Consider the following 22,305-nt stretch of genomic DNA (forward strand, 5'->3'; position numbering starts at 1 on the left):
GGGCAATGGAATTCGCTTTTTATATCTGTGGCCTGATAGCCATCCTCGCAACCCTGCGGGTGATCACCCACACCAATCCGGTGCACGCGCTGCTGTACCTGATCATTTCGCTGTTGGCGATCGCCGGGGTGTTCTTCTCGCTAGGGGCTTACTTTGCCGGTGCGCTGGAAATTATCGTCTACGCCGGGGCCATTATGGTGCTGTTCGTGTTCGTGGTGATGATGCTCAATCTGGGCGGCAGCGAAATTGAGCAGGAGCGCCAGTGGCTGAAACCCGGGATCTGGATTGGCCCCGCCATCCTCTCTGCGGTACTGCTGGTGGTTATCGTTTACGCCATCCTCGGTATTAACGATCAGGGAATTGACGGTGCGGCGATTAACGCCAAAGAGGTCGGTATTGCGCTGTTTGGTCCGTACGTTCTGGCGGTGGAGCTGGCCTCCATGCTGCTGCTCGCGGGCCTGGTTGTTGCCTTCCATATCGGCCGCGAAGAGCGCGCCGGGGAAGTGCTGAGCAACCGCCCGAACGACAGCGATAAAAGAAAAACGGAGGAACACGCATGATCCCCTTAACACATGGACTGATCCTCGCCTCTGTCCTGTTTGTCCTCGGCCTGACGGGGCTGGTTATCCGCCGCAATCTGCTGTTTATGCTGATTAGCCTGGAGATCATGATCAATGCCGCGGCGCTGGCTTTCGTGGTTGCAGGAAGCTACTGGGGCCAGACCGATGGCCAGATAATGTATATCCTCGCCATCACCCTCGCCGCCGCGGAAGCGAGTATCGGCCTGGCGCTGCTGCTGCAGCTCCATCGTCGTCGCCAGAACCTGAACATCGATTCAGTAAGTGAGTTGCGCGGATGAACATGCTTACCCTAACCATTCTTTTGCCATTGATTGGCTTTGTTTTGCTGGCCTTCTCTCGCGGACGCTGGTCGGAGAATTTATCCGCCACCGTGGGGGTGGGTTCGGTCGGTCTGGCGGCGCTGGCGACGGCGTTTGTCGGCGTCGACTTCTTTGCCAACGGCAAACAGGCGGTCAGCGTTCCGCTGTGGACCTGGATGTCGGTGGGCGACTTCAATGTTGGCTTCAACCTGGTGCTGGACGGTCTCTCTCTGACCATGCTGTCCGTGGTCACCGGCGTCGGTTTCCTGATCCATATGTTCGCCTCCTGGTATATGCGCGGTGAAGAGGGCTACTCCCGCTTCTTCGCTTATACCAACCTGTTTATCGCCAGCATGGTGGTTCTGGTGCTCGCTGATAACCTGCTGCTGATGTACCTCGGCTGGGAAGGCGTGGGCCTCTGCTCCTATCTGCTGATCGGTTTCTACTACACCGATCCGAAGAACGGCGCGGCGGCAATGAAAGCGTTCGTAGTGACCCGCGTCGGCGACGTGTTCCTGGCGTTCGCGCTGTTCATTCTCTACAACGAGCTGGGCACCCTGAACTTCCGCGAAATGGTTGAGCTGGCGCCTGCGCACTTTGCCGCCGGTAATAACATGCTGATGTGGGCAACCCTGATGCTGCTGGGCGGCGCGGTGGGTAAATCTGCGCAGCTGCCGTTGCAGACCTGGCTTGCGGACGCGATGGCTGGTCCAACGCCGGTCTCCGCGCTGATCCACGCCGCCACCATGGTGACCGCCGGCGTCTACCTGATTGCGCGCACGCATGGCCTGTTCCTGATGACCCCGGAAATTCTGCATCTCGTCGGGATCGTTGGGGCGGTAACGCTGGTGCTGGCAGGTTTCGCCGCGCTGGTGCAGACCGATATCAAACGCGTACTCGCGTATTCCACCATGAGCCAGATTGGCTACATGTTCCTCGCGCTCGGCGTGCAGGCGTGGGATGCGGCGATTTTCCACCTGATGACCCATGCGTTCTTCAAAGCGCTGCTGTTCCTGTCGTCCGGCTCGGTGATCCTCGCCTGCCACCACGAACAGAATATCTTCAAGATGGGCGGCCTGCGTAAGTCTATTCCGCTGGTGTACGTCTGCTTCCTGGTGGGGGGCGCGGCGCTGTCCGCACTGCCGCTGGTGACGGCAGGCTTCTTCAGTAAGGATGAGATCCTGGCGGGCGCGATGGCGAACGGTCATCTGAATCTGATGGTGGCCGGTCTGGTCGGGGCATTTATGACCTCCCTGTACACCTTCCGTATGATTTTCATCGTGTTCCACGGCAAAGAACAAATTCATGCTCACGCAGGGAAGGGGATTACCCATCATCTGCCGCTGATTGTGTTGCTGGTGCTCTCAACCTTCGTTGGCGCGCTGATTGTGCCGCCGCTGGATGGCGTACTGCCGCAGACCACCGAGCTTGAGCATGGACGCGTCATGACCCTGGAGATTGCCTCCGGAGTGATTGCCATCGCCGGTATTCTGATTGCCGCCTGGCTGTGGCTGGGTAAACGCACGCTGGTCACATCGATTGCCAACAGCGCGCCGGGTCGTCTGCTCGGGACCTGGTGGTACAACGCCTGGGGCTTTGACTGGCTGTACGACAAAGTGTTCGTCAAGCCGTTCCTCGGCGTGGCGTGGCTGCTGAAGAGCGATCCGCTGAATGCGCTGATGAACGTTCCGGCGATCCTTTCCCGCTTCGCAGGTAAAGGCCTGGTGGTAAGCGAGAACGGCTATCTGCGCTGGTATGTGGCTTCAATGGGCATTGGCGCTGTCGTGGTGCTGGCGTTACTGATGGTATTGCGCTGAGTTTGAGGATTGTGGGCGTTGTCGGTTAACCCGACTTACAAGCAGTAGGCCCGGCAAGCATAGCGCTGCCGGGCAATAACACCCGCAATCCGAAGTGAATTTTCTGTGAGAATTCGTTGAAAATCGGTCCTGAACGGGACTTTAACAAGGAATAAAGATCGCCATGTTATTACCCTGGCTAATATTAATTCCCTTCATCGGCGGCTTCCTGTGCTGGCAGACTGAACGCTTTGGCGTAAAGGTGCCGCGCTGGATCGCGCTGATCACTATGGGATTGACGTTTCTGCTTGGCCTGCAGTTGTGGATGCAGGGCGGCTATTCTCTCACGCAATCTACCGGTATTCCGCAGTGGCAGTCGGAATTCGTGATGCCGTGGATCCCGCGATTCGGTATTAGCATCCATCTGGCCATCGATGGTCTGTCGCTGCTGATGGTCGTACTGACCGGGCTGCTCGGCGTGCTGGCGGTGCTCTGTTCGTGGCGCGAAATCGAGAAATATCAGGGGTTTTTCCATCTTAACCTGATGTGGATCCTCGGCGGCGTGATCGGCGTATTCCTGGCTATCGACCTGTTCCTGTTCTTCTTCTTCTGGGAAATGATGCTGGTGCCGATGTACTTCCTGATCGCGCTGTGGGGCCATAAGGCTTCCGACGGTAAAACGCGTATCACGGCGGCAACCAAGTTCTTCATTTATACCCAGGCGAGCGGTCTGGTGATGCTGATATCCATCCTGGCGCTGGCGTTTGTGCACTTCAACGCTACCGGCGTATGGACCTTCAACTATGAAGAGCTGCTGAAGACGCCGATGTCGCACGGCGTGGAATACCTGCTGATGCTGGGCTTCTTTATCGCTTTCGCGGTAAAAATGCCGGTGGTTCCGCTGCACGGCTGGCTGCCGGATGCGCACTCTCAGGCGCCGACCGCGGGTTCCGTTGACCTCGCGGGGATCCTGCTGAAAACCGCGGCCTACGGCCTGCTGCGCTTTGCGCTGCCGCTGTTCCCGAACGCTTCCGCCGAATTTGCGCCGATCGCGATGTGGCTTGGCGTGATCGGTATTTTCTACGGCGCGTGGATGGCCTTCAGCCAGTACGATATTAAGCGTCTGATCGCTTACACCTCCGTCTCCCATATGGGCTTCGTGCTGATTGCTATCTACACCGGCAGCCAGCTGGCTTACCAGGGGGCGGTGATTCAGATGATCGCTCATGGTCTGTCAGCAGCCGGTCTGTTTATCCTTTGCGGTCAGCTTTACGAGCGTCTGCATACGCGCGATATGCGCCAGATGGGCGGTCTGTGGAGCAAAATTAAGTGGCTGCCGGCGCTGTCGATGTTCTTTGCGGTAGCGACCCTCGGGATGCCGGGCACCGGTAACTTCGTCGGCGAATTTATGATTCTGTTCGGTAGCTATAAGACCGTGCCGGTGATTACCGTTATTTCTACCTTTGGTCTGGTGTTCGCTTCCGTGTACTCGCTGTCGATGCTGCATCGCGCGTACTTCGGTAAAGCAAAAAGCGAAATCGCCGCCAAAGCGCTGCCGGGAATGTCCCTGCGTGAACTGTCGATCATCCTGCTGCTGGTTGTTCTGCTGGTGCTGCTGGGCTTCTTCCCGCAGCCGATTCTGGACACCTCGCACTCTGCGATGAGCAACATTCAGCAGTGGTTTGTTAATTCTGTTTCTACTACAAGGCCGTAATTCGCCATGACAATAACTCCACAACAACTGATCGCACTGCTACCGTTGCTGATCGTCGGCTTGACGGTGGTAGTTGTGATGCTCTCCATTGCGTGGCGACGCAATCATTTCCTTAATGCCACGCTGTCGGTTCTCGGCCTTAACGCCGCGCTGATCTCACTCTGGTTCGTAGGCCAGAACGGGGCGATGGACGTCACGCCGCTGATTCGCGTTGACGGCTACGCCATGCTCTATACCGGCCTGGTGCTGCTGGCCAGCCTGGCAACCTGCACCTTTGCCTACCCGTGGCTTGAGGGTTACAAGGACAACAAAGAAGAGTTCTATCTGCTGGTGCTGATTGCCGCGCTGGGCGGCATTCTGTTGGCGGGCGCGAACCATCTTGCGGCGCTGTTCCTCGGCATTGAGCTGATTTCGCTGCCGCTGTTTGGCCTGGTCGGCTACGCTTTCCGCCAGAAACGTTCGCTGGAGGCCAGTATCAAATATACGATCCTGTCCGCCGTTGCCTCTTCGTTCCTGCTGTTCGGTATGGCGCTGGTGTATGCCAATTCCGGTAACCTCTCCTTCCTGGCGCTCGGTAAGAGCCTGACGGATGGCATGCTGCATGAGCCGCTGCTGCTGGCCGGTCTCGGCCTGATGATCGTCGGTCTTGGCTTTAAGCTGTCGCTGGTGCCGTTCCATCTGTGGACGCCGGACGTCTACCAGGGCGCGCCTGCCCCGGTATCGACCTTTCTGGCCACCGCCAGCAAGATTGCTATCTTCGGCGTGGTCATGCGTCTGTTCCTTTACATGCCGGTGGGTGACAGCGAGGCAGTGCGGGTGGTACTGGGTCTGATCGCCTTTGCATCGATTATCTTTGGTAACCTGATGGCCCTGAGCCAGACCAACATCAAACGTCTGCTCGGCTACTCTTCCATTTCCCATCTTGGCTATCTGCTGGTGGCGCTGATTGCCCTGCAGAGCGGTGAGATGTCGATGGAAGCGGTGGGCGTCTATCTGGCCGGATATCTGTTCAGCAGCCTCGGCGCTTTCGGCGTGGTGAGCCTGATGTCCAGCCCGTATCGCGGACCGGATGCGGATTCGCTCTACTCCTATCGCGGCCTGTTCTGGCACCGACCTATTCTGTCGGCGGTGATGACGGTGATGATGCTGTCTCTTGCCGGTATCCCGATGACGCTGGGCTTTATCGGTAAGTTCTACGTGCTGGCGGTGGGTGTGCATGCGCACCTGTGGTGGCTGGTCGGGGCGGTGGTCGTGGGTTCGGCGATTGGCCTCTACTACTATCTGCGCGTGGCGGTGAGCCTCTACCTCAGCGCGCCGGAGAAACTGAATCGCGATGCGCCGTCTAACTGGCAGTACAGCGCCGGCGGTATCGTCGTGCTGATCTCCGCGCTGCTGGTGCTGGTGCTCGGCGTGTGGCCGCAACCGCTCATCAACATCGTACAGCTGGCGACGCCGCTGATGTAATGCTGCACGCAGGTTGGGAACGAACAAGGACCGCTTCGGCGGTCCTTTTTTATCTCTACCAGCAAGCGATGGGAATTTTCTTTAATATTGCCTATTTTTCGTATTATTCATGCTTTTTATCATATTAATCTCACTTTACGTTTCCACTCATCCTCTTATTTTCCGTACTATTATTGATACGCACACTGTTGTGTTCTGTAGATGGAGAAAGTGAATGAAAACAAGGCGTAAGCATTTGACTGTCGGTGAAGTTCAGCGTTTGGTTGATGCAGCCAGGCGGGGGGCTAACCCGGAACGCGATGTCTGTTTATTGTGGATGTGTTTTAATCATGGATGCAGGGTGAGTGAAATTCGTCACTGGAAGCTCTCGGATATCGATATTCAAAGCGGGGTTATTTATATTCGACGGTTAAAAAATGGCTTTTCAACGACCCATCCCATATATAAACAAGAGGTGAAAGTTCTTAATGAATGGCTGCGCGTGCGTAAGGATTATCCCGGTAATCATTCCGGCTGGCTCTTTTTATCGCGCAATGGTCAACCTTTATCCCGGCAGCGAATATATCAGATGATGAAGAACCTGAGTCTTGTCGCCCAGCTGGAGATCAGCGCTCATCCCCATATGCTGCGCCACGCCTGCGGTTTTGCGCTGGCTAACAACGGTGTCGATACGCGATTAATCCAGGATTTTCTCGGGCACAGGAATATTCAGCATACGGTCATTTATACAGCAAGTAATGATGCAAGATTTAGAGAGGTTTGGTAAATGAAATAGTCATTTTGTATCAAACTGTCTCCTATGCTATCCACAGGTGGTAACAATGTCAATTTATGATTAACAATATTTTTTGTTATGTTTTTCATATGCTTAAATTATATATTGGTGTCATTTATTCTTGGGGTTATTTAAATTAGTTTAATGCATGAGTTGTCTCTCCTCCCGACCCTTAGTGTTTTATCGTGTTTATTAAGGTTTCACCTGGCAAATATAAAATCAAATATGCCTTCCCTGGCAATTTATATTTCAATTAATTGAAGTGGTCAAATTGATACAAAATGACCACTTCAAAATATTATATCCATTCATGGGTCAATGTTTTGAAGCGTTATTAATATCAAGCGTAAATAAAAGGATGCGCTCAGTATTGCGCTTTTAAATTAATGCATTGACTGCATTGAAAAGGATAAATCATGAAAAAAACATTACTTGCTGCTGTAGTTGCCGGTTGCGCGGCGTTCTCTGGTGCTGCGCTGGCGGATGACGGTCAGGTGAAGTTTCTCGGCGAAATCATCGATGCTGGCTGTGACGTGGTTAACGACATGACCAACCCGCTGGAAGTTCATATGGGGCAGATTGCCAAGACCGCATTTAGCGGTACCGGTTCTACTGCGGCTGAACAGGATTTCTCGATCAAACTGGAAAACTGCCCGACGACCGTCGCCAAAGCATCGGTACTGTTCTCCGGCCCTAACGTCAACGGTGATAATGAAAAACTGGAGCTGACCGGCGCCGGTACCGATCCTGACGTTGCCGAAGGCGTGGCCCTGCAGCTGGTTGATGGCAGCAACAACAATACCCTGCCGCTGTTCACCCGTTCCACCAGCCTGAATATCCCGGCTACCGGCAAAATCGATCTGCCGTTCCGCGTTCGTTATATCCAGACTGATACCACAGTGGTTGCCGGTAAGGCAGACGGTAGCGCGAACTTCACTATCAGCTACAACTGATTCTCCGTTTGTATGACAGTGTTAGCGAGCCCTGCGTGGCTCGCTTTTCCAGGGAGCTGGAGATGAAACGATACCTGAAAGTGCTAATGGCTGGATGGCTGTTAGTGGGCGCTGCGGCACATGCGGGCGTCGTCACCGGGGGAACTCGCCTGATATATCCCGGGGGCAAAAAAGAGTCCTCTCTGAGCGTTACCAATACCGATGCTACGCCTTATCTCATTCAAAGCTGGGTTGAAGCTGCGCAGGGGGCCGCCCCTTTTCTGTTGACTCCGCCTTTATTTCGCCTGGATGGCGAGCAGCAAACCCGTCTGCGGGTGATTTATAGCGGCGGCCTGCCGGAAAACAAAGAGAGCATGTTCTGGATGAACATCAAAGCGATTCCTTCTTCGCAAGCGAAAGCCGGGGCCAACACCCTGCAGATCGCGATCAAAACGCGCATCAAACTCATCTATCGACCTAAATCCGTCGTGGGTTCGCCGGAGATGGTAACGGAACAGCTTCGCTGGGCGCGTAGCGGTAACACGCTCCAGGTAACCAATCCGACCGCGTTCTATATGAATTTCGCCGAGGTCAAAATAGGCGGGGCCGAAGTCAAGGACGCCAACTGGGTGGGGCCAGGGGAAACGGCGCGCTTTGAACTACCGCGCGGTAGCGCCGGCGCTTTGCAGTGGAAGCTGATTAACGATTACGGCGGAATCGGCGCGCAGCACCGCGCTAATTTGTAGAGGCTGTCTGGCCAGGGAGTTCCAGAGAAAATGAAAAATAATCATAAAAAATGGCGGCTTAACCGGATAGCCGGAGCTCTGGCCGTTGCGCTGTTACCGCTGTGTGACGAGGTCCTGGCGCGGGATGTTTTCAACCCGGCCCTGTTGGAAATGGATGGACCTCAGACGGGCATCAGCGATTTATCAGCCTATGAGCAGGTCGGAGGCCAGCAGCCGGGCAGCTATCGGGTGGATATTTACCTTAATAACGTTTTTATGGATACCCGCGATGTGACTTTTCAGCAGGGGGAAGGCGCCGGGAAAACGGAACTGCAGCCGTGCCTGAAGGTTGAAGAGCTTGCGGAATGGGGCGTGCGCGTCTCCCGGTTTCCAGACCTGGGGCGTAAGTCAGCAAACTGTGCGGATATGAGCGTCATACCGCAGGCGAAAGCCGAGTTTCGTTTCAGCCAACAGCGGCTGTTATTAAGCTTCCCTCAGGCGGCAGTGTCCAGCGCAGCCCGGGGCTGGGTCGATCCTAAACAGTGGGATGACGGGGTGACGGCGCTGCTGCTGAATTACGCTTTTAGCGGAGCCAACAACTGGTCGCGCAAGAACGACACGCCGGATAGCGATAATCAATACGTTAACCTCCGTCCCGGTATTAACATCGGACCGTGGCGTTTGCGTAACTACACGACCTGGACCCGCAGCAGCGGCGGCGGCGAGTCGAGTAACAGCTGGGATACGGTCTACACCTATGCGCAGCGCAATATTAATGCTCTGCAAGGGGTGATGACGCTGGGCGACAGTAGCACCGACGCCGACGTTTTTGAAGGTATTCCCTTTCGCGGAGCGATGCTGGCTTCCGATGACGATATGCTGCCGGAAAGCCTGCGCGGCTATGCGCCGGTTGTGCGCGGGATCGCGCGGACTAACGCCCAGGTCATTATTCGCCAGAACGGCTATGAGATTTATCAGACCTATGTCTCCCCCGGGGCATTTGAAATCACCGATATGTATCCGACCGGGGGTTCTGGCGATCTGTCGGTGACTATCAAAGAGGCCGATGGCAGCGAGCAGAACCTGATCGTGCCCTATGCTTCACTCCCCGTTCTGCAGCGTGAAGGGCGTCTGAAATATAGCGTAACTACTGGGGTGTATCGCGCCTACGACAATAGTATTGACGAGACGCCTCTCTCTCAGGCAACGGCCATCTACGGTCTGCCATGGGGATGGACGTTGTACGGCGGCGGTCAGTTTAGTAGCAAATATCAGTCGCTGGCGTTGGGTATGGGCAAAAACCTCGGCGAACTGGGAGCCGTGTCGACCGACGTTACCCAGGCCTGGTCGAATCGCCAGGATAAAGATAAAGAGAGCGGTCAGTCGGTTCGTCTTCGTTACAGCAAAGATCTTCCGGGATTAGGGACCAACGTCAGCCTGGCAGGATATCGCTATGCCACCAGCGGTTACTGGGATATGCAGGAGGTGCTGGATACCTATCGCGATGACGCCTATACGCCTTCAGTGGAACGGCGGCGCAACCGGGGGGAGGTGACGATCAGCCAGAGTCTTGGCGATGAGATGGGGTCGCTATCGCTAAGCTATATTCGCGAGGACTACTGGAACACTGGTCGTACCATGGAGTCCGTGGGCGTCGGTTACAACAATAGCTGGCGCGGCATCAGCTATAGCATGAACTATAGCTACAATCGCAATACCACCGATCAGAACACCGGTAAACGTAATGATGAAGACCATCTGTTCGCCTTAAGCATCAGCATACCGCTGGGCGAATGGCTACCTAATCCGGTCTATGCCAACTACTCCCTTAACAGCAGCAAAAATGGCTCCACTACCAACAACCTTGGCCTCTCCGGTACCTTGCTGGAGCGTAACAACCTGAGCTGGAGCGTACAGGAAGGTTACACCAGCCAGGGAAGAGGGGAGAGCGGCAGCGTTAACGCCGACTGGCGTGCGACCTACGCGGAACTGACCGGCGGCTACAGTCATGATAAATATAGCCACCGCCTTAACTACGCCCTGCGCGGCGGAGTTCTGGCGCATGAGAATGGGCTGACGCTCGGGCAGCCATTTGGTGAAACCCTCGCTTTAGTTAAAGCACCAGGCGCCGCTGGCGTTGGCATCAACAACCAGACCGGCGTCAGAACCGACTGGCGGGGCTATGCCCTGGTGCCTTACACCTCGCCGTATCGTAAAAACACCTTAACGCTTGATACCAGCACGATGCCGGATGATGTCGACCTTGAGCTAACGACGCAAACGGTGGTGCCAACCCGCGGGGCGGTAGTGCGCGCTAATTACGCTACCAGCGTCGGTAGCCGGGTGCTGATGACGGTGCGTCAGGATAACGGGCGGCCGGTGCCTTTTGGCGCCATGGTCAGCATTCCTGGAGCCGCGTCATCTGAGCAAGCTTTTATCGTTGGCGATAGCGGCCAGGTCTATCTGACCGGGCTGGAATCTAGCGGCGTACTTAACGTGAAATGGGGGGCCAGCGCGCAAGATCGCTGCCGGGTCCAGTATGCGCTGCCGTCAGGGAAAAGCCTCACCGGCATTATCGTAGCCCAGGGGCTATGCCGTTAATCGAAAGGATGCAGAGACAATGAAACGATTTTCATGGGGATTACTGACCGGTCTGGCGGCGCTGGCGATATCGCCGCAGATTATGGCGGAAACGGGCTGGTGTCAGAATACGGGTAATGGCGGAGCTCCTTTCCAGGACAGCTTTTCATTTATTGAAACTTTTACTAACCCTTCGCAAAACCAGGCCGGAATGGCGTTCCCTCGTCTGTACCATTGGACTACCGGGGGAACCTATCAAGCGAAATGTGATTGCGGTAGCGATGTTACTGGTACTACGTATTTTCGAGCCACGGTTCCGGGATTAGTCGCGACGCAAACCCGAAGCGGCTTGAATTATTATCAGCTGAATAAATATCTGGAAATCGCCAGCGAGCTATTTATTGCCGGCGGGGTGAATCAGTATTTACCGACGCCCATTCAGGATAAAAGCAATCTAAATAATCAGGGTTATGCCTGTAACCCGGGCGGTACGCTGTTTAATACCGGTTCAGTGGGGTATATTTCGCTCTACTTTACCCGGCCGTTCGTCGGTCAGGTGACGATCCCGCCAACGGTGATCCTGAACGTTTACGGGTCGCGGAAAACGGGGAGCTATAGCAGTATTCCTCTCACGCAGATCTCAATGAGCGGCTCGGTAACAGTACCGCAGTCCTGCGAGATTAATACCGGTCAGCCGATTAATATCGACTTCGGCGATATTGCCGCGAATAACTTTAAAACTTCAGGTCAGATGCCGACGGGCTTTACGCCGCATGTTGTCAATATGACGGTAGCCTGTACTAATATTTCCTCAGGGGTAAAAATTGCGCTTTCCTTCCAGGGAACGGCGGATACGAATGACAGTACCGCGCTGGCGACCACAAATAGTGATATTGCGGTTCGTATAGAAAATATTACTGGTGTCAAAATCCCCGTTATATCCGGAATGCTGCCGGTCAATCTGAATTACGCGACCCAGAAAGGGGACACGACCATGAAAATCTATCCGATTAATACCACCGGGAATGTACCCGATGGCGGCGGATTTACGGCGACGGCAACCATTCAAGCAGAAATCGAATAGCAGGAGTGAATAATGAAAAAGGCGCTATGGCTGGCATTGCTGCTGCCTGTTTTTTCATCCTGGGGCGGCATCCCTCTGAACGTGATGGGTAATATTTATTATCTCCCCTGCGACGTCAGCACCGATACGAAGTATCAGGAGGTGAATTTCGGCACGCTGCTGAATATCGATTTTCAAACTGCCGGCACCGCTTCTGAGTGGAAAACCTTTAGCCTGAACGTTGAAAATTGCCCGGCGGGTACGACGAAAGCGACGGTGAAATTTGATGGCGTGACCGACGGCGATGATGCCACGCATTTCGCCAATATGGCCGCCAGCGATGCGGCGCAAAATATCGCGCTGCAGATAACCAATACCGATCATTCCACAACCTATAAAAACCAGGATCGGATGACTATTGCTATTAACGGTAGCACCGGCAAAGGCGAATTCCCGCTGGCCGCGCGCTTATATTCAACGCAGGGCGGAGCAAAAGTGGGAAAATTCGAGTCGGTGGTGCAGCTGACTTTTACCTATCAGTAATTGTATGTATTAAATGGATGAAAAGGAATGTCATATGCAGGATGAGACGGAATATCTGAGCGTTAAAGACGTTGAGCGCCTGGTGCTTGCCGCACATTATTGTGCGCACCCCGAGAGAAATAGCTGCATGATCCAAATGTGCTTTTTGCACGGTTGTCGGATTAATGAAATTACCGCATTAACTTTGCGGGATGTCGACCTGCCGGGAAAACGAATTTATATTCGCCGGGCGCGTCACGGTATCTCGGGGTATCATCCATTACAACCCAAAGAGATTATCTCATTACAGCGCTGGCTGTTGGCCAGAGAGTGTTATCCAGCCCATAATGATTTACTCTTTATCTCTTCGCGAGGAAATCAGATGACTCGCCAGCGTTTTTATCAAATCATTCGTGAATGCTGTGAGCTGGCGAAACTGAAGCAAAATATTCACCCGCGGATGCTGCGCCATGCTTGCGGATATGAATTGGGTAAAAAAGGCATAGATGATGACTCTATCCAGGATTATCTGGGCTATCGCAATTTAAAATCTATTCTGCGTTATAACGGTTATGTTGAAGAGTAATTTTTGGCGTAATCGCGGGTAGCGTTCATCTCCCGCGTTACGCCTGTTTTTTTATTCGATGTTATAAACCAGAAAATCTTCCGCCAGCACGGTAGGGGGAAAGACCTCCCGACACTCAGCCAACAGCCGCTGACAGCCTTCGGCATCATAGCGCGAGCTAAAATGAGTGGCGATAAGCGTCCCGACGCCTGCTTCCCTCGCTAACGCCGCCGTTTGCTGGCTGGATGAATGCCCGCGACCGTTGGCTTTTTCCGCCATCGCCTGTTCGAGCGTAACCTCATGAACCATAACGTCCACGCCGCGCGCCAGCTCCAGCGCCTCCGGGCAGGGGGCGGTATCGCCGAAAATCGCCAGCTTCTTACCGGGCGTTGCCGGCCCAAGGTAGCGGCTGCCGTCAATCAACCGACCATCTTCCAGTTCAACCGTCAGCCCCAGTTTTAAGCGGTGGAACAACGGACCGGGAGGCACGCCCTCGGCGATAAGCTGTGCGGCATCAAGGGGACCCGGCTTATCATGCTGTTCGATCCGATAGCCGTAGCACTCAACCGGATGGTTTAACGGCCAGGCGGTGACCCGGAAACCGGCTTCATCAAATACCAGACCCGGTTCGACTTCGACGATTGCCAGTGGATAATCGGTCCAGGAACCGCTAAGACGCAGGGCGGTTTCCACAAACTCCTTAAGCCCCTTTGGCCCGTACAGCGTTAACGGCAGAGAATTACCCTGCATTGAGCGGCTGCACAGCAGGCCGGGAAGACCGAACAGATGATCGCCATGTAAATGGGTAATAAAGATCTTATTCAGCTTGCCGGGATGATAAGGGGTGTGGAGAAACTGATGCTGCGTTCCCTCCCCGCAGTCGAACAGCCACATCTCCGCCATAGTTGGCTGTTGCAAATTCAGCACCATCGACGTCATATTACGCGTACGGGTTGGCACGCCAGCGGATGTCCCCAAAAAGAGTAATTCCATCGTCCAGTGTCCTCAGGGCGTGGGTCAAAAAACAGAGTATACCAACTAAGGAACCGCAGATGATGACATGGCAGGATCTTCACCACGCTGAACTGACCGTCCCCCAGCTCTATGCTGTGCTGAAATTACGCTGTGCGGTGTTCGTTGTCGAACAAACCTGCGCCTATCAGGATATCGACGGCGACGATCTGGTAGGGGAGAACCGCCATCTTCTCGGCTGGCGCGGCGATGAACTGGTGGCCTATGCGCGCATTCTCAAGAGCGATGATGAATATGAGCCGGTCGTGATTGGCCGGGTGATCGTCAGCCCGGCGGTGCGCGGCGAAAAGCTGGGCTATCAGCTGATGGAACAGGCGCTGGCCAGCTGCCGTCAACACTGGCCGCAGAAGGCCATTTATCTTGGCGCCCAGGCGCATCTGCAAAAATTCTACGCCAGCTTCGGCTTTGTGCCGGTGACCGACGTCTACGACGAGGATGGCATCGACCATATTGGCATGGCATACGAAATCGCCACCCACTAGCCGCCGGGCTGATTAAAAGCCGCTCCCTCATCGGGGGTACTGCTATTCCGCAGCAGTACCCCGTATAATGTGGGGTTTTTACTCCGTGGAGGTTTGCGTGCTGTCTGTGTCCACCGCGCTGGAAAGCCTGTACCGCTGCCTGGATGAAGCGTTTCCGCCATCGCCCGGCTGGCGCATCTTCGATATCCCCTTCGCGCTGAATGACGCTTTTGATCCGCTTCTGTGGTGTACCCATCAGCAGCAGTGGCCGCAGTTCTACTGGCAGCAGCGCAGCGGCGATGAAGAGCTGGCCGCTCTGGGGGCGGTAAAAATCTTTTCCTCTCTGCCGCAGGCGCACGCTTTTCTTCAGCAACAAGCGCGTGACGATCTGCGGATTTGCGGCCTTAATGCGTTTGATCCGCAGCGCGGCATGCTGCTGTTGCCGAGGCTGGAGTGGCGTCGGCTTGGCGGTCACGCCACGCTACGCCTGACGCTGTATAGCGATACCTCACTCCATGACGATGCCTGCGCGGCGCGCGAGTTTCTCCGCTCGCTGACGACCCGGCAAGCGCAGCCTGGCACGCTTCCTTCTCTGCTCAGTGAGCAGCATTTCCCGGCTTATCCGCAGTGGCGAGATCTGGTTGCACAGGCGACACAGGCGATAGCGGCAGGGGAGATGGATAAAGTCGTGCTGGCGCGCGCCACCGATTTACAGTTTGCCGCCCCGCTGAACGTCGGGGCGATAATGGCCGCCAGCCGCCGCAGCAATCTGCACTGTTTTCATTATCTGATGGCTTTTAATCCGCAAGAAGCCTTCTTCGGCTCAACGCCGGAACGGCTATGGCGACGGCGCGGCGCGCTGATGCGTACCGAGGCGCTGGCGGGAACAGCGGCCAGCCATGAGGACGATCGCCAGGCGCAGCGCCTGGGCGACTGGCTGATGGGCGATGACAAGAACCAGCGGGAAAATATGCTGGTGGTTGAGGATATCTGTCAGCGTATGCAGGCGGAGACGCGCGCGCTGGAGGTGCTGCCGCCGCAGATCGTCCGTTTGCGTAAAGTGCAGCATCTGCGGCGCTGTATATGGGCCGAGCTGGACGTCCCCGATGATGCCCGCTGTCTGCGCCAGCTCCAGCCCACGGCGGCGGTCGCCGGGCTGCCGCGTCAGGTGGCGCTGGATTTTATCACCCGGAACGAGCTTTTTACCCGCGACTGGTATGCGGGCTCCGCCGGTTATCTGTCGCTGGCGCAAAGCGAATTTTGCGTTTCGCTACGCTCGGCGAAGGTACAGCAGCATACGCTCAGGCTCTACGCCGGAGCGGGCATCGTCAGCGGCTCTGACCCGGAGCAAGAGTGGCAGGAAATTGAAAATAAAGCTGCAGGATTGCGTTCGTTACTGCTCACAGAAGCAGAGATAAAACGATGCATATCAAAACGGCAATAACGGGCTTTATCTATACTTAGCGTCAATATTTGATATCGGACAAATTCATGTCAGTAAGCGCATTTAACCGACGCTGGGCGGCGGTGATCCTCGAAGCTTTAACGCGCCACGGCGTGCAGCATATCTGCATTGCGCCCGGATCGCGCTCGACCCCTTTGACCCTGGCGGCGGCGGAAAACCGCGCGTTTATTTACCATACCCACTTTGATGAACGCGGCCTTGGCCATCTGGCGTTAGGGCTGGCAAAAGCCAGCGGCCAGCCGGTGGCGGTGATTGTCACTTCCGGCACCGCCACGGCCAACCTCTATCCTGCGCTGATAGAAGCGGGTCTGACCGGCGAAAAACTCATTTTACTGACCGCCGACCGGCCGCCGGAGCTCATCGACTGCGGTGCGAACCAGGCCATTCGTCAACCGGGCATGTTTGCTTCGCATCCGTCGCAGACCCTTGCCCTGCCGCGCCCATCGCAGGATATCTCCGCCCGCTGGCTGGTCTCGACCCTCGACCAGGCGCTCGGCGCGCTGCACTGCGGCGGCATTCATATCAACTGTCCTTTTGCCGAACCGCTGTACGGCGATATGGACGACACCGGGGTCGCGTGGCAGCAGCAGCTCGGCGACTGGTGGCAGAGCGACAAGCCCTGGCTGAGTCACAATCTGCATCTGGAAAGCGAAAAGCAGCGCGACTGGTTTTTCTGGCGGCAAAAACGCGGCGTCGTGGTTGCCGGACGAATGAGCGCGGAAGAGGGCCTGAAGGTTGCCGAATGGGCGAAAACGCTCGGCTGGCCGCTGATTGGCGATGTCCTTTCGCAAACCGGGCAGCCGCTCCCCTGCGCCGATCTGTGGCTCGGTAACGGTCAAGCGGTTAGCGAACTGGCGCAGGCGCAAATTATCGTTCAGCTGGGTAGCAGCCTGACCAGCAAACGCGTTTTGCAGTGGCAGGCCACCTGCGAACCTGAAGAGTACTGGCTGATCGACAACCTGCCGGGTCGTCTGGATCCCGCCCAACATCGTGGTCGCCGACTGGTGTGCGCCATCGACCGCTGGCTTGAACAGCATCCGGCGGAAAAGCGGCAGCCGTGGGCTACCGTCATTCCTGCGCTTTCACGCCAGGCATGGCAGGCGGCTGTCGCCAGCAGCGAGGATTTCGGCGAGGCCCAGCTGGCGCAGCGAATCCGTCGCTACCTGCCGGATCAGGGCCAGCTGTTTGTCGGCAACAGTCTGGTGGTGCGCTTAATTGACGCCCTGTCGCAGCTTCCCGCAGGCTACCCGGTCTACAGCAATCGCGGGGCCAGCGGAATAGATGGTCTGCTGGCGACGACGGCCGGCGTGCAGCGTGCCAGCGCGCGTCCGACCCTGGCCATCGTCGGCGATCTCTCGGCGCTTTACGACCTCAATTCGCTGGCGCTGCTGCGTCAGGCCTCCGCGCCGCTGGTGCTGATTGTCGTCAATAATAACGGCGGGCAGATTTTCTCCCTGCTGCCAACGCCGCAGGAGCAGCGCAGCCAGTTCTATCTGATGCCGCAGAATATCCATTTTGCTCACGCGGCGGCGATGTTTGATCTGACTTATCATTGCCCCGCGGACTGGAGTGAGCTGGAGCGCGCGCTGGACGTTGCCTGGCGAGCGCCCGGCGCAACGCTGATCGAGCTGGTGGTTAATGAAACCGACGGTACGCAAACCCTCCAGCAGCTCCTTGCGCAGGTGAGTCAGCTATGATTCTGCATGCGCATGCGGAACGCGGGCTGCCGGGCTATCCCTGGCTGGTCTTCTTGCACGGTTTTGCCGGCGATAGCCTCGAATGGCGCACGGTGGGGCAGGCGTTCGGCGCGTATCCGCGTCTCTATATTGACCTGCCGGGCCACGGCGGCTCGGCGGATAGGGCAGTTAACCGTTTTACGGATGTCAGCGAGCTGATTAAGAATACGTTAATTAGTTACAACATACATAAGTACTGGCTGGTGGGGTACTCCCTCGGCGGACGGGTGGCGATGTATTATGCCAGCCAGTCGCATGAGGGGCTCTGCGGGCTGGTCGTCGAGGGAGGGCATCCGGGTCTGGCGGACGATAATCAGCGTGCGCAGCGCCGGCGCAGCGATGCCGCCTGGGCTGAACGCTTTCGCCGAGAGCCGCTTACGCAGGTCTTTGCCGACTGGTATCAGCAGCCGGTCTTCGCCTCCCTGGACGCAGCGCAGCGTGCGGCGCTGGTTGCGCTACGCAGCTGCAACAACGGCAGGGCGTTAGCCGCGATGCTGCAGGCCTGCTCACTGGCTGAACAGCCCGATCTGCGCGAGGCATTACGGGCGCGCGATTTCCCATTCCATTACCTTTGCGGCGAACGCGACGGCAAGTTTCGCGCCATCGCCGATGAGCTATCCGCCATCACGCACGTGATTAATCATGCCGGACACAACGCGCATCGGGAAAACCCCGATGCAGTCGTGGCTTGTCTGGCGCAGTTTTTAGCGAGTTAACCGAAGGACACTTTATGATCTCTCTTGATGAAGCAATGCTTTACGCTCCGATTGAATGGCAGGACTGCTCCGAAGGCTACAGCGATATTCGCTACCACAAATCGGCGGACGGGATTGCCAAAATAACCATCAACCGCCCGCAGGTACGTAACGCGTTTCGTCCGCTGACCGTCAAAGAGATGCTTCAGGCGCTCTCGGATGCCCGCTATGACGACAATATCGGCGTGATCGTCCTGACCGGTGAAGGCGATAAAGCTTTTTGCGCCGGCGGCGATCAGAAAGTCCGCGGCGACTACGGCGGCTATCAGGATGACTCCGGCGTTCATCATCTCAACGTACTCGATTTTCAGCGCCAGATCCGTACCTGTCCGAAACCGGTAGTGGCGATGGTGGCGGGGTACTCCATCGGCGGCGGCCACGTTCTGCATATGATGTGCGATCTGACCATCGCCGCGGAAAACGCAATCTTCGGTCAGACCGGCCCGAAAGTTGGTTCTTTTGACGGCGGCTGGGGCGCCTCCTATATGGCGCGCATTGTCGGGCAGAAAAAAGCCCGTGAGATCTGGTTCCTGTGCCGCCAGTACGACGCGCAGCAGGCGCTGGATATGGGGCTGGTCAATACCGTCGTGCCGCTGGCGGATCTGGAAAAAGAGACCGTGCGCTGGTGCCGTGAAATGCTGCAGAACAGTCCGATGGCGCTGCGCTGCCTGAAGGCCGCGCTGAACGCCGACTGCGATGGTCAGGCGGGACTGCAGGAGCTGGCGGGCAATGCCACCATGCTGTTTTACATGACCGAAGAGGGTCAGGAGGGACGCAACGCTTTCAACCAGAAGCGCCAGCCGGACTTCAGCAAATTTAAACGGAATCCGTAATGCGGCAGGCGCAGGTCTACCGCTGGCAGCTACCGATGGACGCGGGAGTGGTGCTGCGTGAACGGCGGTTAAAAACCCGCGATGGCTTGCTTCTGCAGCTGCGCGATGGCGAGCGCGAAGGCTGGGGGGAGATTTCTCCCCTGCCTGGATTCAGTCTGGAAACGCTGGATGAGGCGCAGGCAGCGCTGCTGGCATGGGCGAACGCCTGGCGCGAAGGCCAGGATGGCGCGTTGCCGACGCCGCCTTCAGCCGCCTTCGGGATAAGCTGCGCACTGGCGGAGCTGGGCGGTGAGCTGCCGCTGGCGGCGGATTATCGCGCCGCGCCGCTCTGTTCCGGCGATCCGGATGAACTGTTCGCCAGGCTTTCGCAGATGCCCGGCGAGAAGGTCGCCAAGGTCAAGGTCGGCCTGTATGAGGCGGTGCGCGACGGCATGGTGGTCAATCTGCTGCTGGAAGCGATTCCCGATCTGACGCTGCGTCTCGACGCTAACCGCGCCTGGACGCCGTTGAAGGCGCAGCAGTTCGCTAAATACGTGAGCCCGCACTATCGCAACCGTATCGCCTTTCTCGAAGAACCCTGCAAAAACCGCGATGATTCGCGCGCGTTTGCCCAACAAACGGGCATCGCTATCGCCTGGGATGAGAGCCTGCGCGAAGCGGACTTTACGTTTGCTGCCGAGCCGGGTCTGCGCGCGGTGGTGATTAAACCGACGTTGACCGGCAGTCTGCAAAAGGTCCAGCAGCAGGTCGCGCAGGCTCATGCGCTGGGGCTGACGGCGGTTATCAGTTCAGCCATTGAGTCCAGCCTTGGCCTGACGCAGCTGGCGCGAATTGCCGCCTGGCTGACGCCGAATACCATTCCCGGTCTGGATACCCTGAGCCTCATGCGCGGCCAGCTGGTTCGCTGCTGGCCGGAAAGCGAGCTGCCGTGTCTGACCGTCGATGAACTGGAGCCGCTGCTGTGACCTTTAGCGACTGGCCCTGGCGCCACTGGCGCCAGCAGCGAGGGGAGGCGCATGCGCTGCGCCTGAACGAGCGGCAGCTAAGCTGGCGGGAACTGTGCGCGCAAATCGATGCGCTGGCGGCAGGACTGCACGCCCAGGGCGTTCGCGATGGTGATGGCGTACTGCTGCGGGCTGACAACCAGCCCGATGTTTTGCTGGCATGGCTGTCGCTCCTGCAGTGCGGTGCGCGCGTGTTGCCGCTGAATCCGCAACTGCCCGGGCCACTGCTGGCTGAACTGCTGCCGACCCTGGACCTGCGCCACGCGCTGGTGCTGAACGGCGGCGATCTTCCGGTAACGCTTAATCCACTGACTCTGTCCCCCGTCAATGGCGAGCGCGCGGCTGACTGGCGAGAGGATCGTATGGCTTCCATGACGCTGACCTCGGGGTCGACGGGGCTACCGAAAGCGGCGGTACACGCTTTTCGCGCCCATATTGCCAGCGCTGAAGGGGTACTGGCGTTGATACCCTTTGCGCCGCAGGACGACTGGCTGCTGTCGCTGCCGCTGTTTCACGTCTCCGGCCAGGGGATTCTCTGGCGCTGGCTGGTTGCCGGCGCAGGCCTGACGGTGCGCGACAAACAGCCGCTGGCGCTGGCGCTACGCGGCTGTACTCACGCCTCCCTGGTGCCAACCCAGCTCTGGCGGCTGCTGAGCGGCGATGACGAGGTGTCGTTAAAAGCGGTTTTGCTCGGCGGCGCGGCCATCCCGGTGGCGCTAACCGAACAGGCGCGCAGGCGCGGTATCCGCTGCTGGTGTGGCTACGGACTGACCGAGTTTGCCTCCACGGTATGCGCCAAGGAAGCGGATGGCCTGGCGGATGTCGGGCTGCCGCTGCCGGGGCGCGAATTGCGCATCGTGGATGGCGAAGTGTGGCTTCGATCGGACAGCATGGCCGCAGGCTACTGGCGAGGCGGCCAAACGATACCGCTCACCAACACCGATGGCTGGTTCGCCACCCGCGATCGGGGTCGGCTTGACAACGGCAGGCTGACCATCCTCGGGAGAATGGATAATCTTTTTTTTAGCGGCGGAGAAGGCATTCAGCCGGAGGAAGTCGAGCGGGTTATCGGCGCACACCCGTTGATTGAGCAAGTTTTTATCGTGCCGCAGGATGATGCGGAGTTTGGCCAGCGGCCGGTGGCGGTAGTAGAGTGTCGCGATCATGGCGACCCATCCGTGCTGGCTGACTGGTGCGCCGATAAGCTGGCGCGCTTTCAGCAGCCTGTGCGCTGGTTACGGCTGCCTGAATCGCTGAAAACCGGCGGAATTAAAATTTCCCGCCGGGCGTTACGTGACTGGGTCAACCAGCAGCAGAGCTCCGCCTCAGATGCGCTGGACGTGCAGTAGCTGCTTCGTATGCCAGCGGCCCAGCGCAAAAACGGTGGTCAGCGCGCCGAGCAGGGCGCAGAACATATCGGACTGAGTATCCCAGGGATCGCCCTGGGTGCCGAGAAAATCATCCGCCCCCTGTCCCAGCGCCAGCGCCGCCCACCATTCGATCAGCTCATAGACGGCGCTAATCGCCAGCGCAATGCAGCAGACCACGAAAGCGAGCATTTTACGCCCGTGAACGTAGCCGCCGCGCAGCAGAATCTCCCGCGCCGCCAGGGCCGGCACCAGCCCCTGGAAAAAGTGCCCCAGCTTGTCGTAGGGATTACGACTCAAACCCAGCCACGCCTGGACATCAAAGCCGATGGGCACTTTCGCGTAGGTGTACATACCGCCGACCATCAAAATGATGGCATGGAAGAAAATCAGCACATAAAGCAGCGTCGTCAGCGGATAGCGAGCGCGCGTGGCCAGCAAAAGCGGAACGATGATAATCACCGGCGTCACTTCCATCAGCCAGGTAAGCTTTTCCCCTGCGCTGATACCGGTATAAATAAGAATCAGGGCCAGCGCCAGCGCTGCGAATGTTAACCCCGAGCGGGATGCTGCGACGGTCATAACGGATCACCAGAAAGTTAAAACCCTAACTATCAGGCAGGTGCGGTGAAAATT

The 22,305-nt window shown here is 57.1% G+C and carries 21 protein-coding genes; 19 read left to right on the top strand and 2 right to left on the bottom strand.

Annotated elements, in window-relative coordinates:
• Positions 1–5: 5 nt before the first annotated feature.
• From nuoJ to K2184_RS07405, 12 genes are all read left to right on the top strand, one after another.
• Positions 6–560 carry an NADH-quinone oxidoreductase subunit J gene (nuoJ, locus tag K2184_RS07350; RefSeq protein WP_004104064.1) on the top strand — a complete coding sequence of 185 codons (555 nt, stop codon included), beginning with the start codon at positions 6–8 and terminating at the stop codon, positions 558–560.
• On the top strand, positions 557–859 hold the full coding sequence (gene nuoK, locus K2184_RS07355) for an NADH-quinone oxidoreductase subunit NuoK (RefSeq protein ID WP_004104062.1): 303 nt from the start codon (positions 557–559) through the stop codon (positions 857–859). Before nuoJ ends, nuoK begins: the two co-directional genes overlap by 4 nt.
• The gene (nuoL, locus tag K2184_RS07360) at positions 856–2,697 is read left to right on the top strand and encodes an NADH-quinone oxidoreductase subunit L (protein ID WP_064370830.1); all 1,842 of its coding nucleotides are present in this window, start codon (positions 856–858) and stop codon (positions 2,695–2,697) included. Before nuoK ends, nuoL begins: the two co-directional genes overlap by 4 nt.
• 163 nt (positions 2,698–2,860) lie before the next feature.
• A complete protein-coding gene (gene nuoM, locus K2184_RS07365) occupies positions 2,861–4,390 on the top strand; it encodes an NADH-quinone oxidoreductase subunit M (RefSeq protein ID WP_004114239.1) in 1,530 nt (509 codons plus the stop codon).
• 6 nt (positions 4,391–4,396) lie between these two features.
• Entirely contained in the window at positions 4,397–5,854 is a 1,458-nt protein-coding gene (nuoN, locus tag K2184_RS07370; protein WP_004104058.1) for an NADH-quinone oxidoreductase subunit NuoN, read from the top strand.
• Between the two features lie 214 nt (positions 5,855–6,068).
• Positions 6,069–6,620 (top strand): tyrosine-type DNA invertase, encoded by a 552-nt coding sequence (locus tag K2184_RS07375; RefSeq protein ID WP_004104057.1) that lies wholly within the window; start codon positions 6,069–6,071, stop codon positions 6,618–6,620.
• 425 nt (positions 6,621–7,045) lie between these two features.
• Entirely contained in the window at positions 7,046–7,582 is a 537-nt protein-coding gene (locus tag K2184_RS07380) for a fimbrial protein (protein ID WP_004104056.1), read from the top strand.
• A 62-nt stretch (positions 7,583–7,644) separates the two neighbouring features.
• Positions 7,645–8,307, top strand: coding sequence for a fimbrial biogenesis chaperone (locus K2184_RS07385; RefSeq protein WP_004104055.1), 663 nt, complete (start codon positions 7,645–7,647; stop codon positions 8,305–8,307).
• A 30-nt stretch (positions 8,308–8,337) separates the two neighbouring features.
• Positions 8,338–10,887, top strand: coding sequence for a fimbria/pilus outer membrane usher protein (locus tag K2184_RS07390; protein ID WP_023321367.1), 2,550 nt, complete (start codon positions 8,338–8,340; stop codon positions 10,885–10,887).
• Between the two features lie 19 nt (positions 10,888–10,906).
• Positions 10,907–11,950 (top strand): fimbrial protein, encoded by a 1,044-nt coding sequence (locus K2184_RS07395; protein ID WP_023321366.1) that lies wholly within the window; start codon positions 10,907–10,909, stop codon positions 11,948–11,950.
• Between the two features lie 12 nt (positions 11,951–11,962).
• Positions 11,963–12,472, top strand: coding sequence for a fimbrial protein (locus tag K2184_RS07400; protein ID WP_016808370.1), 510 nt, complete (start codon positions 11,963–11,965; stop codon positions 12,470–12,472).
• A 34-nt stretch (positions 12,473–12,506) separates the two neighbouring features.
• The gene (locus tag K2184_RS07405; protein WP_004114230.1) at positions 12,507–13,037 is read left to right on the top strand and encodes a tyrosine-type recombinase/integrase; all 531 of its coding nucleotides are present in this window, start codon (positions 12,507–12,509) and stop codon (positions 13,035–13,037) included.
• 51 nt (positions 13,038–13,088) lie between these two features.
• Here K2184_RS07405 and rnz read toward each other — a convergent pair whose 3' ends face one another.
• On the bottom strand, positions 13,089–14,009 hold the full coding sequence (gene rnz, locus K2184_RS07410; RefSeq protein ID WP_064373206.1) for a ribonuclease Z: 921 nt from the start codon (positions 14,007–14,009) through the stop codon (positions 13,089–13,091).
• Between the two features lie 59 nt (positions 14,010–14,068).
• On the opposite strand from rnz, the gene K2184_RS07415 reads away from it, so the two are divergent.
• From K2184_RS07415 to menE, 7 genes are all read left to right on the top strand, one after another.
• A complete protein-coding gene (locus K2184_RS07415) occupies positions 14,069–14,530 on the top strand; it encodes a GNAT family N-acetyltransferase (RefSeq protein WP_004104042.1) in 462 nt (153 codons plus the stop codon).
• Positions 14,531–14,627: 97 nt separating this feature from the next.
• Positions 14,628–15,953, top strand: coding sequence for an isochorismate synthase MenF (gene menF, locus K2184_RS07420; RefSeq protein WP_224261107.1), 1,326 nt, complete (start codon positions 14,628–14,630; stop codon positions 15,951–15,953).
• A 47-nt stretch (positions 15,954–16,000) separates the two neighbouring features.
• Entirely contained in the window at positions 16,001–17,671 is a 1,671-nt protein-coding gene (menD, locus tag K2184_RS07425; RefSeq protein ID WP_004104038.1) for a 2-succinyl-5-enolpyruvyl-6-hydroxy-3-cyclohexene-1-carboxylic-acid synthase, read from the top strand.
• Positions 17,668–18,426: a 2-succinyl-6-hydroxy-2,4-cyclohexadiene-1-carboxylate synthase gene (gene menH / locus K2184_RS07430; protein WP_163525183.1), complete on the top strand. Its 759-nt coding sequence runs from the start codon at positions 17,668–17,670 to the stop codon at positions 18,424–18,426. The genes menD and menH overlap by 4 nt, the downstream gene beginning before the upstream one ends.
• 14 nt (positions 18,427–18,440) lie before the next feature.
• Positions 18,441–19,298, top strand: coding sequence for a 1,4-dihydroxy-2-naphthoyl-CoA synthase (gene menB, locus K2184_RS07435; protein ID WP_163525185.1), 858 nt, complete (start codon positions 18,441–18,443; stop codon positions 19,296–19,298).
• Complete coding sequence (menC, locus tag K2184_RS07440) at positions 19,298–20,263, top strand: o-succinylbenzoate synthase (protein WP_024274512.1); 966 nt, start codon at positions 19,298–19,300, stop codon at positions 20,261–20,263. Before menB ends, menC begins: the two co-directional genes overlap by 1 nt.
• Positions 20,260–21,651: an o-succinylbenzoate--CoA ligase gene (gene menE / locus K2184_RS07445; RefSeq protein WP_163525187.1), complete on the top strand. Its 1,392-nt coding sequence runs from the start codon at positions 20,260–20,262 to the stop codon at positions 21,649–21,651. Before menC ends, menE begins: the two co-directional genes overlap by 4 nt.
• On the opposite strand, the gene K2184_RS07450 is transcribed toward menE, so the two are convergent.
• Positions 21,628–22,251, bottom strand: coding sequence for a DUF2238 domain-containing protein (locus K2184_RS07450; protein WP_004114209.1), 624 nt, complete (start codon positions 22,249–22,251; stop codon positions 21,628–21,630). The genes menE and K2184_RS07450 overlap by 24 nt on opposite strands.
• Positions 22,252–22,305 lie beyond the last annotated feature (54 nt).

The organism is Klebsiella sp. K5-306 (assembly GCF_051835185.1).
Taxonomy (GTDB): domain Bacteria; phylum Pseudomonadota; class Gammaproteobacteria; order Enterobacterales; family Enterobacteriaceae; genus Klebsiella; species Klebsiella oxytoca.

Excerpts from the sequence above, each read along its gene's own strand:
- nuoL (WP_064370830.1), top strand. The coding sequence starts at position 856 with ATGAACATGCTTACCCTAACCATTCTTTTGCCATTGATTGGCTTTGTT.
- K2184_RS07450 (WP_004114209.1), bottom strand. The coding sequence starts at position 22,251 with ATGACCGTCGCAGCATCCCGCTCGGGGTTAACATTCGCAGCGCTGGCG.
- menH (WP_163525183.1), top strand. The coding sequence starts at position 17,668 with ATGATTCTGCATGCGCATGCGGAACGCGGGCTGCCGGGCTATCCCTGG.
- K2184_RS07375 (WP_004104057.1), top strand. The coding sequence starts at position 6,069 with ATGAAAACAAGGCGTAAGCATTTGACTGTCGGTGAAGTTCAGCGTTTG.
- nuoJ (WP_004104064.1), top strand. The coding sequence starts at position 6 with ATGGAATTCGCTTTTTATATCTGTGGCCTGATAGCCATCCTCGCAACC.
- K2184_RS07415 (WP_004104042.1), top strand. The coding sequence starts at position 14,069 with ATGATGACATGGCAGGATCTTCACCACGCTGAACTGACCGTCCCCCAG.
- K2184_RS07380 (WP_004104056.1), top strand. The coding sequence starts at position 7,046 with ATGAAAAAAACATTACTTGCTGCTGTAGTTGCCGGTTGCGCGGCGTTC.
- K2184_RS07400 (WP_016808370.1), top strand. The coding sequence starts at position 11,963 with ATGAAAAAGGCGCTATGGCTGGCATTGCTGCTGCCTGTTTTTTCATCC.
- nuoN (WP_004104058.1), top strand. The coding sequence starts at position 4,397 with ATGACAATAACTCCACAACAACTGATCGCACTGCTACCGTTGCTGATC.
- menC (WP_024274512.1), top strand. The coding sequence starts at position 19,298 with ATGCGGCAGGCGCAGGTCTACCGCTGGCAGCTACCGATGGACGCGGGA.
- nuoK (WP_004104062.1), top strand. The coding sequence starts at position 557 with ATGATCCCCTTAACACATGGACTGATCCTCGCCTCTGTCCTGTTTGTC.
- K2184_RS07395 (WP_023321366.1), top strand. The coding sequence starts at position 10,907 with ATGAAACGATTTTCATGGGGATTACTGACCGGTCTGGCGGCGCTGGCG.
- K2184_RS07385 (WP_004104055.1), top strand. The coding sequence starts at position 7,645 with ATGAAACGATACCTGAAAGTGCTAATGGCTGGATGGCTGTTAGTGGGC.
- menB (WP_163525185.1), top strand. The coding sequence starts at position 18,441 with ATGATCTCTCTTGATGAAGCAATGCTTTACGCTCCGATTGAATGGCAG.
- K2184_RS07405 (WP_004114230.1), top strand. The coding sequence starts at position 12,507 with ATGCAGGATGAGACGGAATATCTGAGCGTTAAAGACGTTGAGCGCCTG.
- nuoM (WP_004114239.1), top strand. The coding sequence starts at position 2,861 with ATGTTATTACCCTGGCTAATATTAATTCCCTTCATCGGCGGCTTCCTG.
- K2184_RS07390 (WP_023321367.1), top strand. The coding sequence starts at position 8,338 with ATGAAAAATAATCATAAAAAATGGCGGCTTAACCGGATAGCCGGAGCT.
- rnz (WP_064373206.1), bottom strand. The coding sequence starts at position 14,009 with ATGGAATTACTCTTTTTGGGGACATCCGCTGGCGTGCCAACCCGTACG.
- menD (WP_004104038.1), top strand. The coding sequence starts at position 16,001 with ATGTCAGTAAGCGCATTTAACCGACGCTGGGCGGCGGTGATCCTCGAA.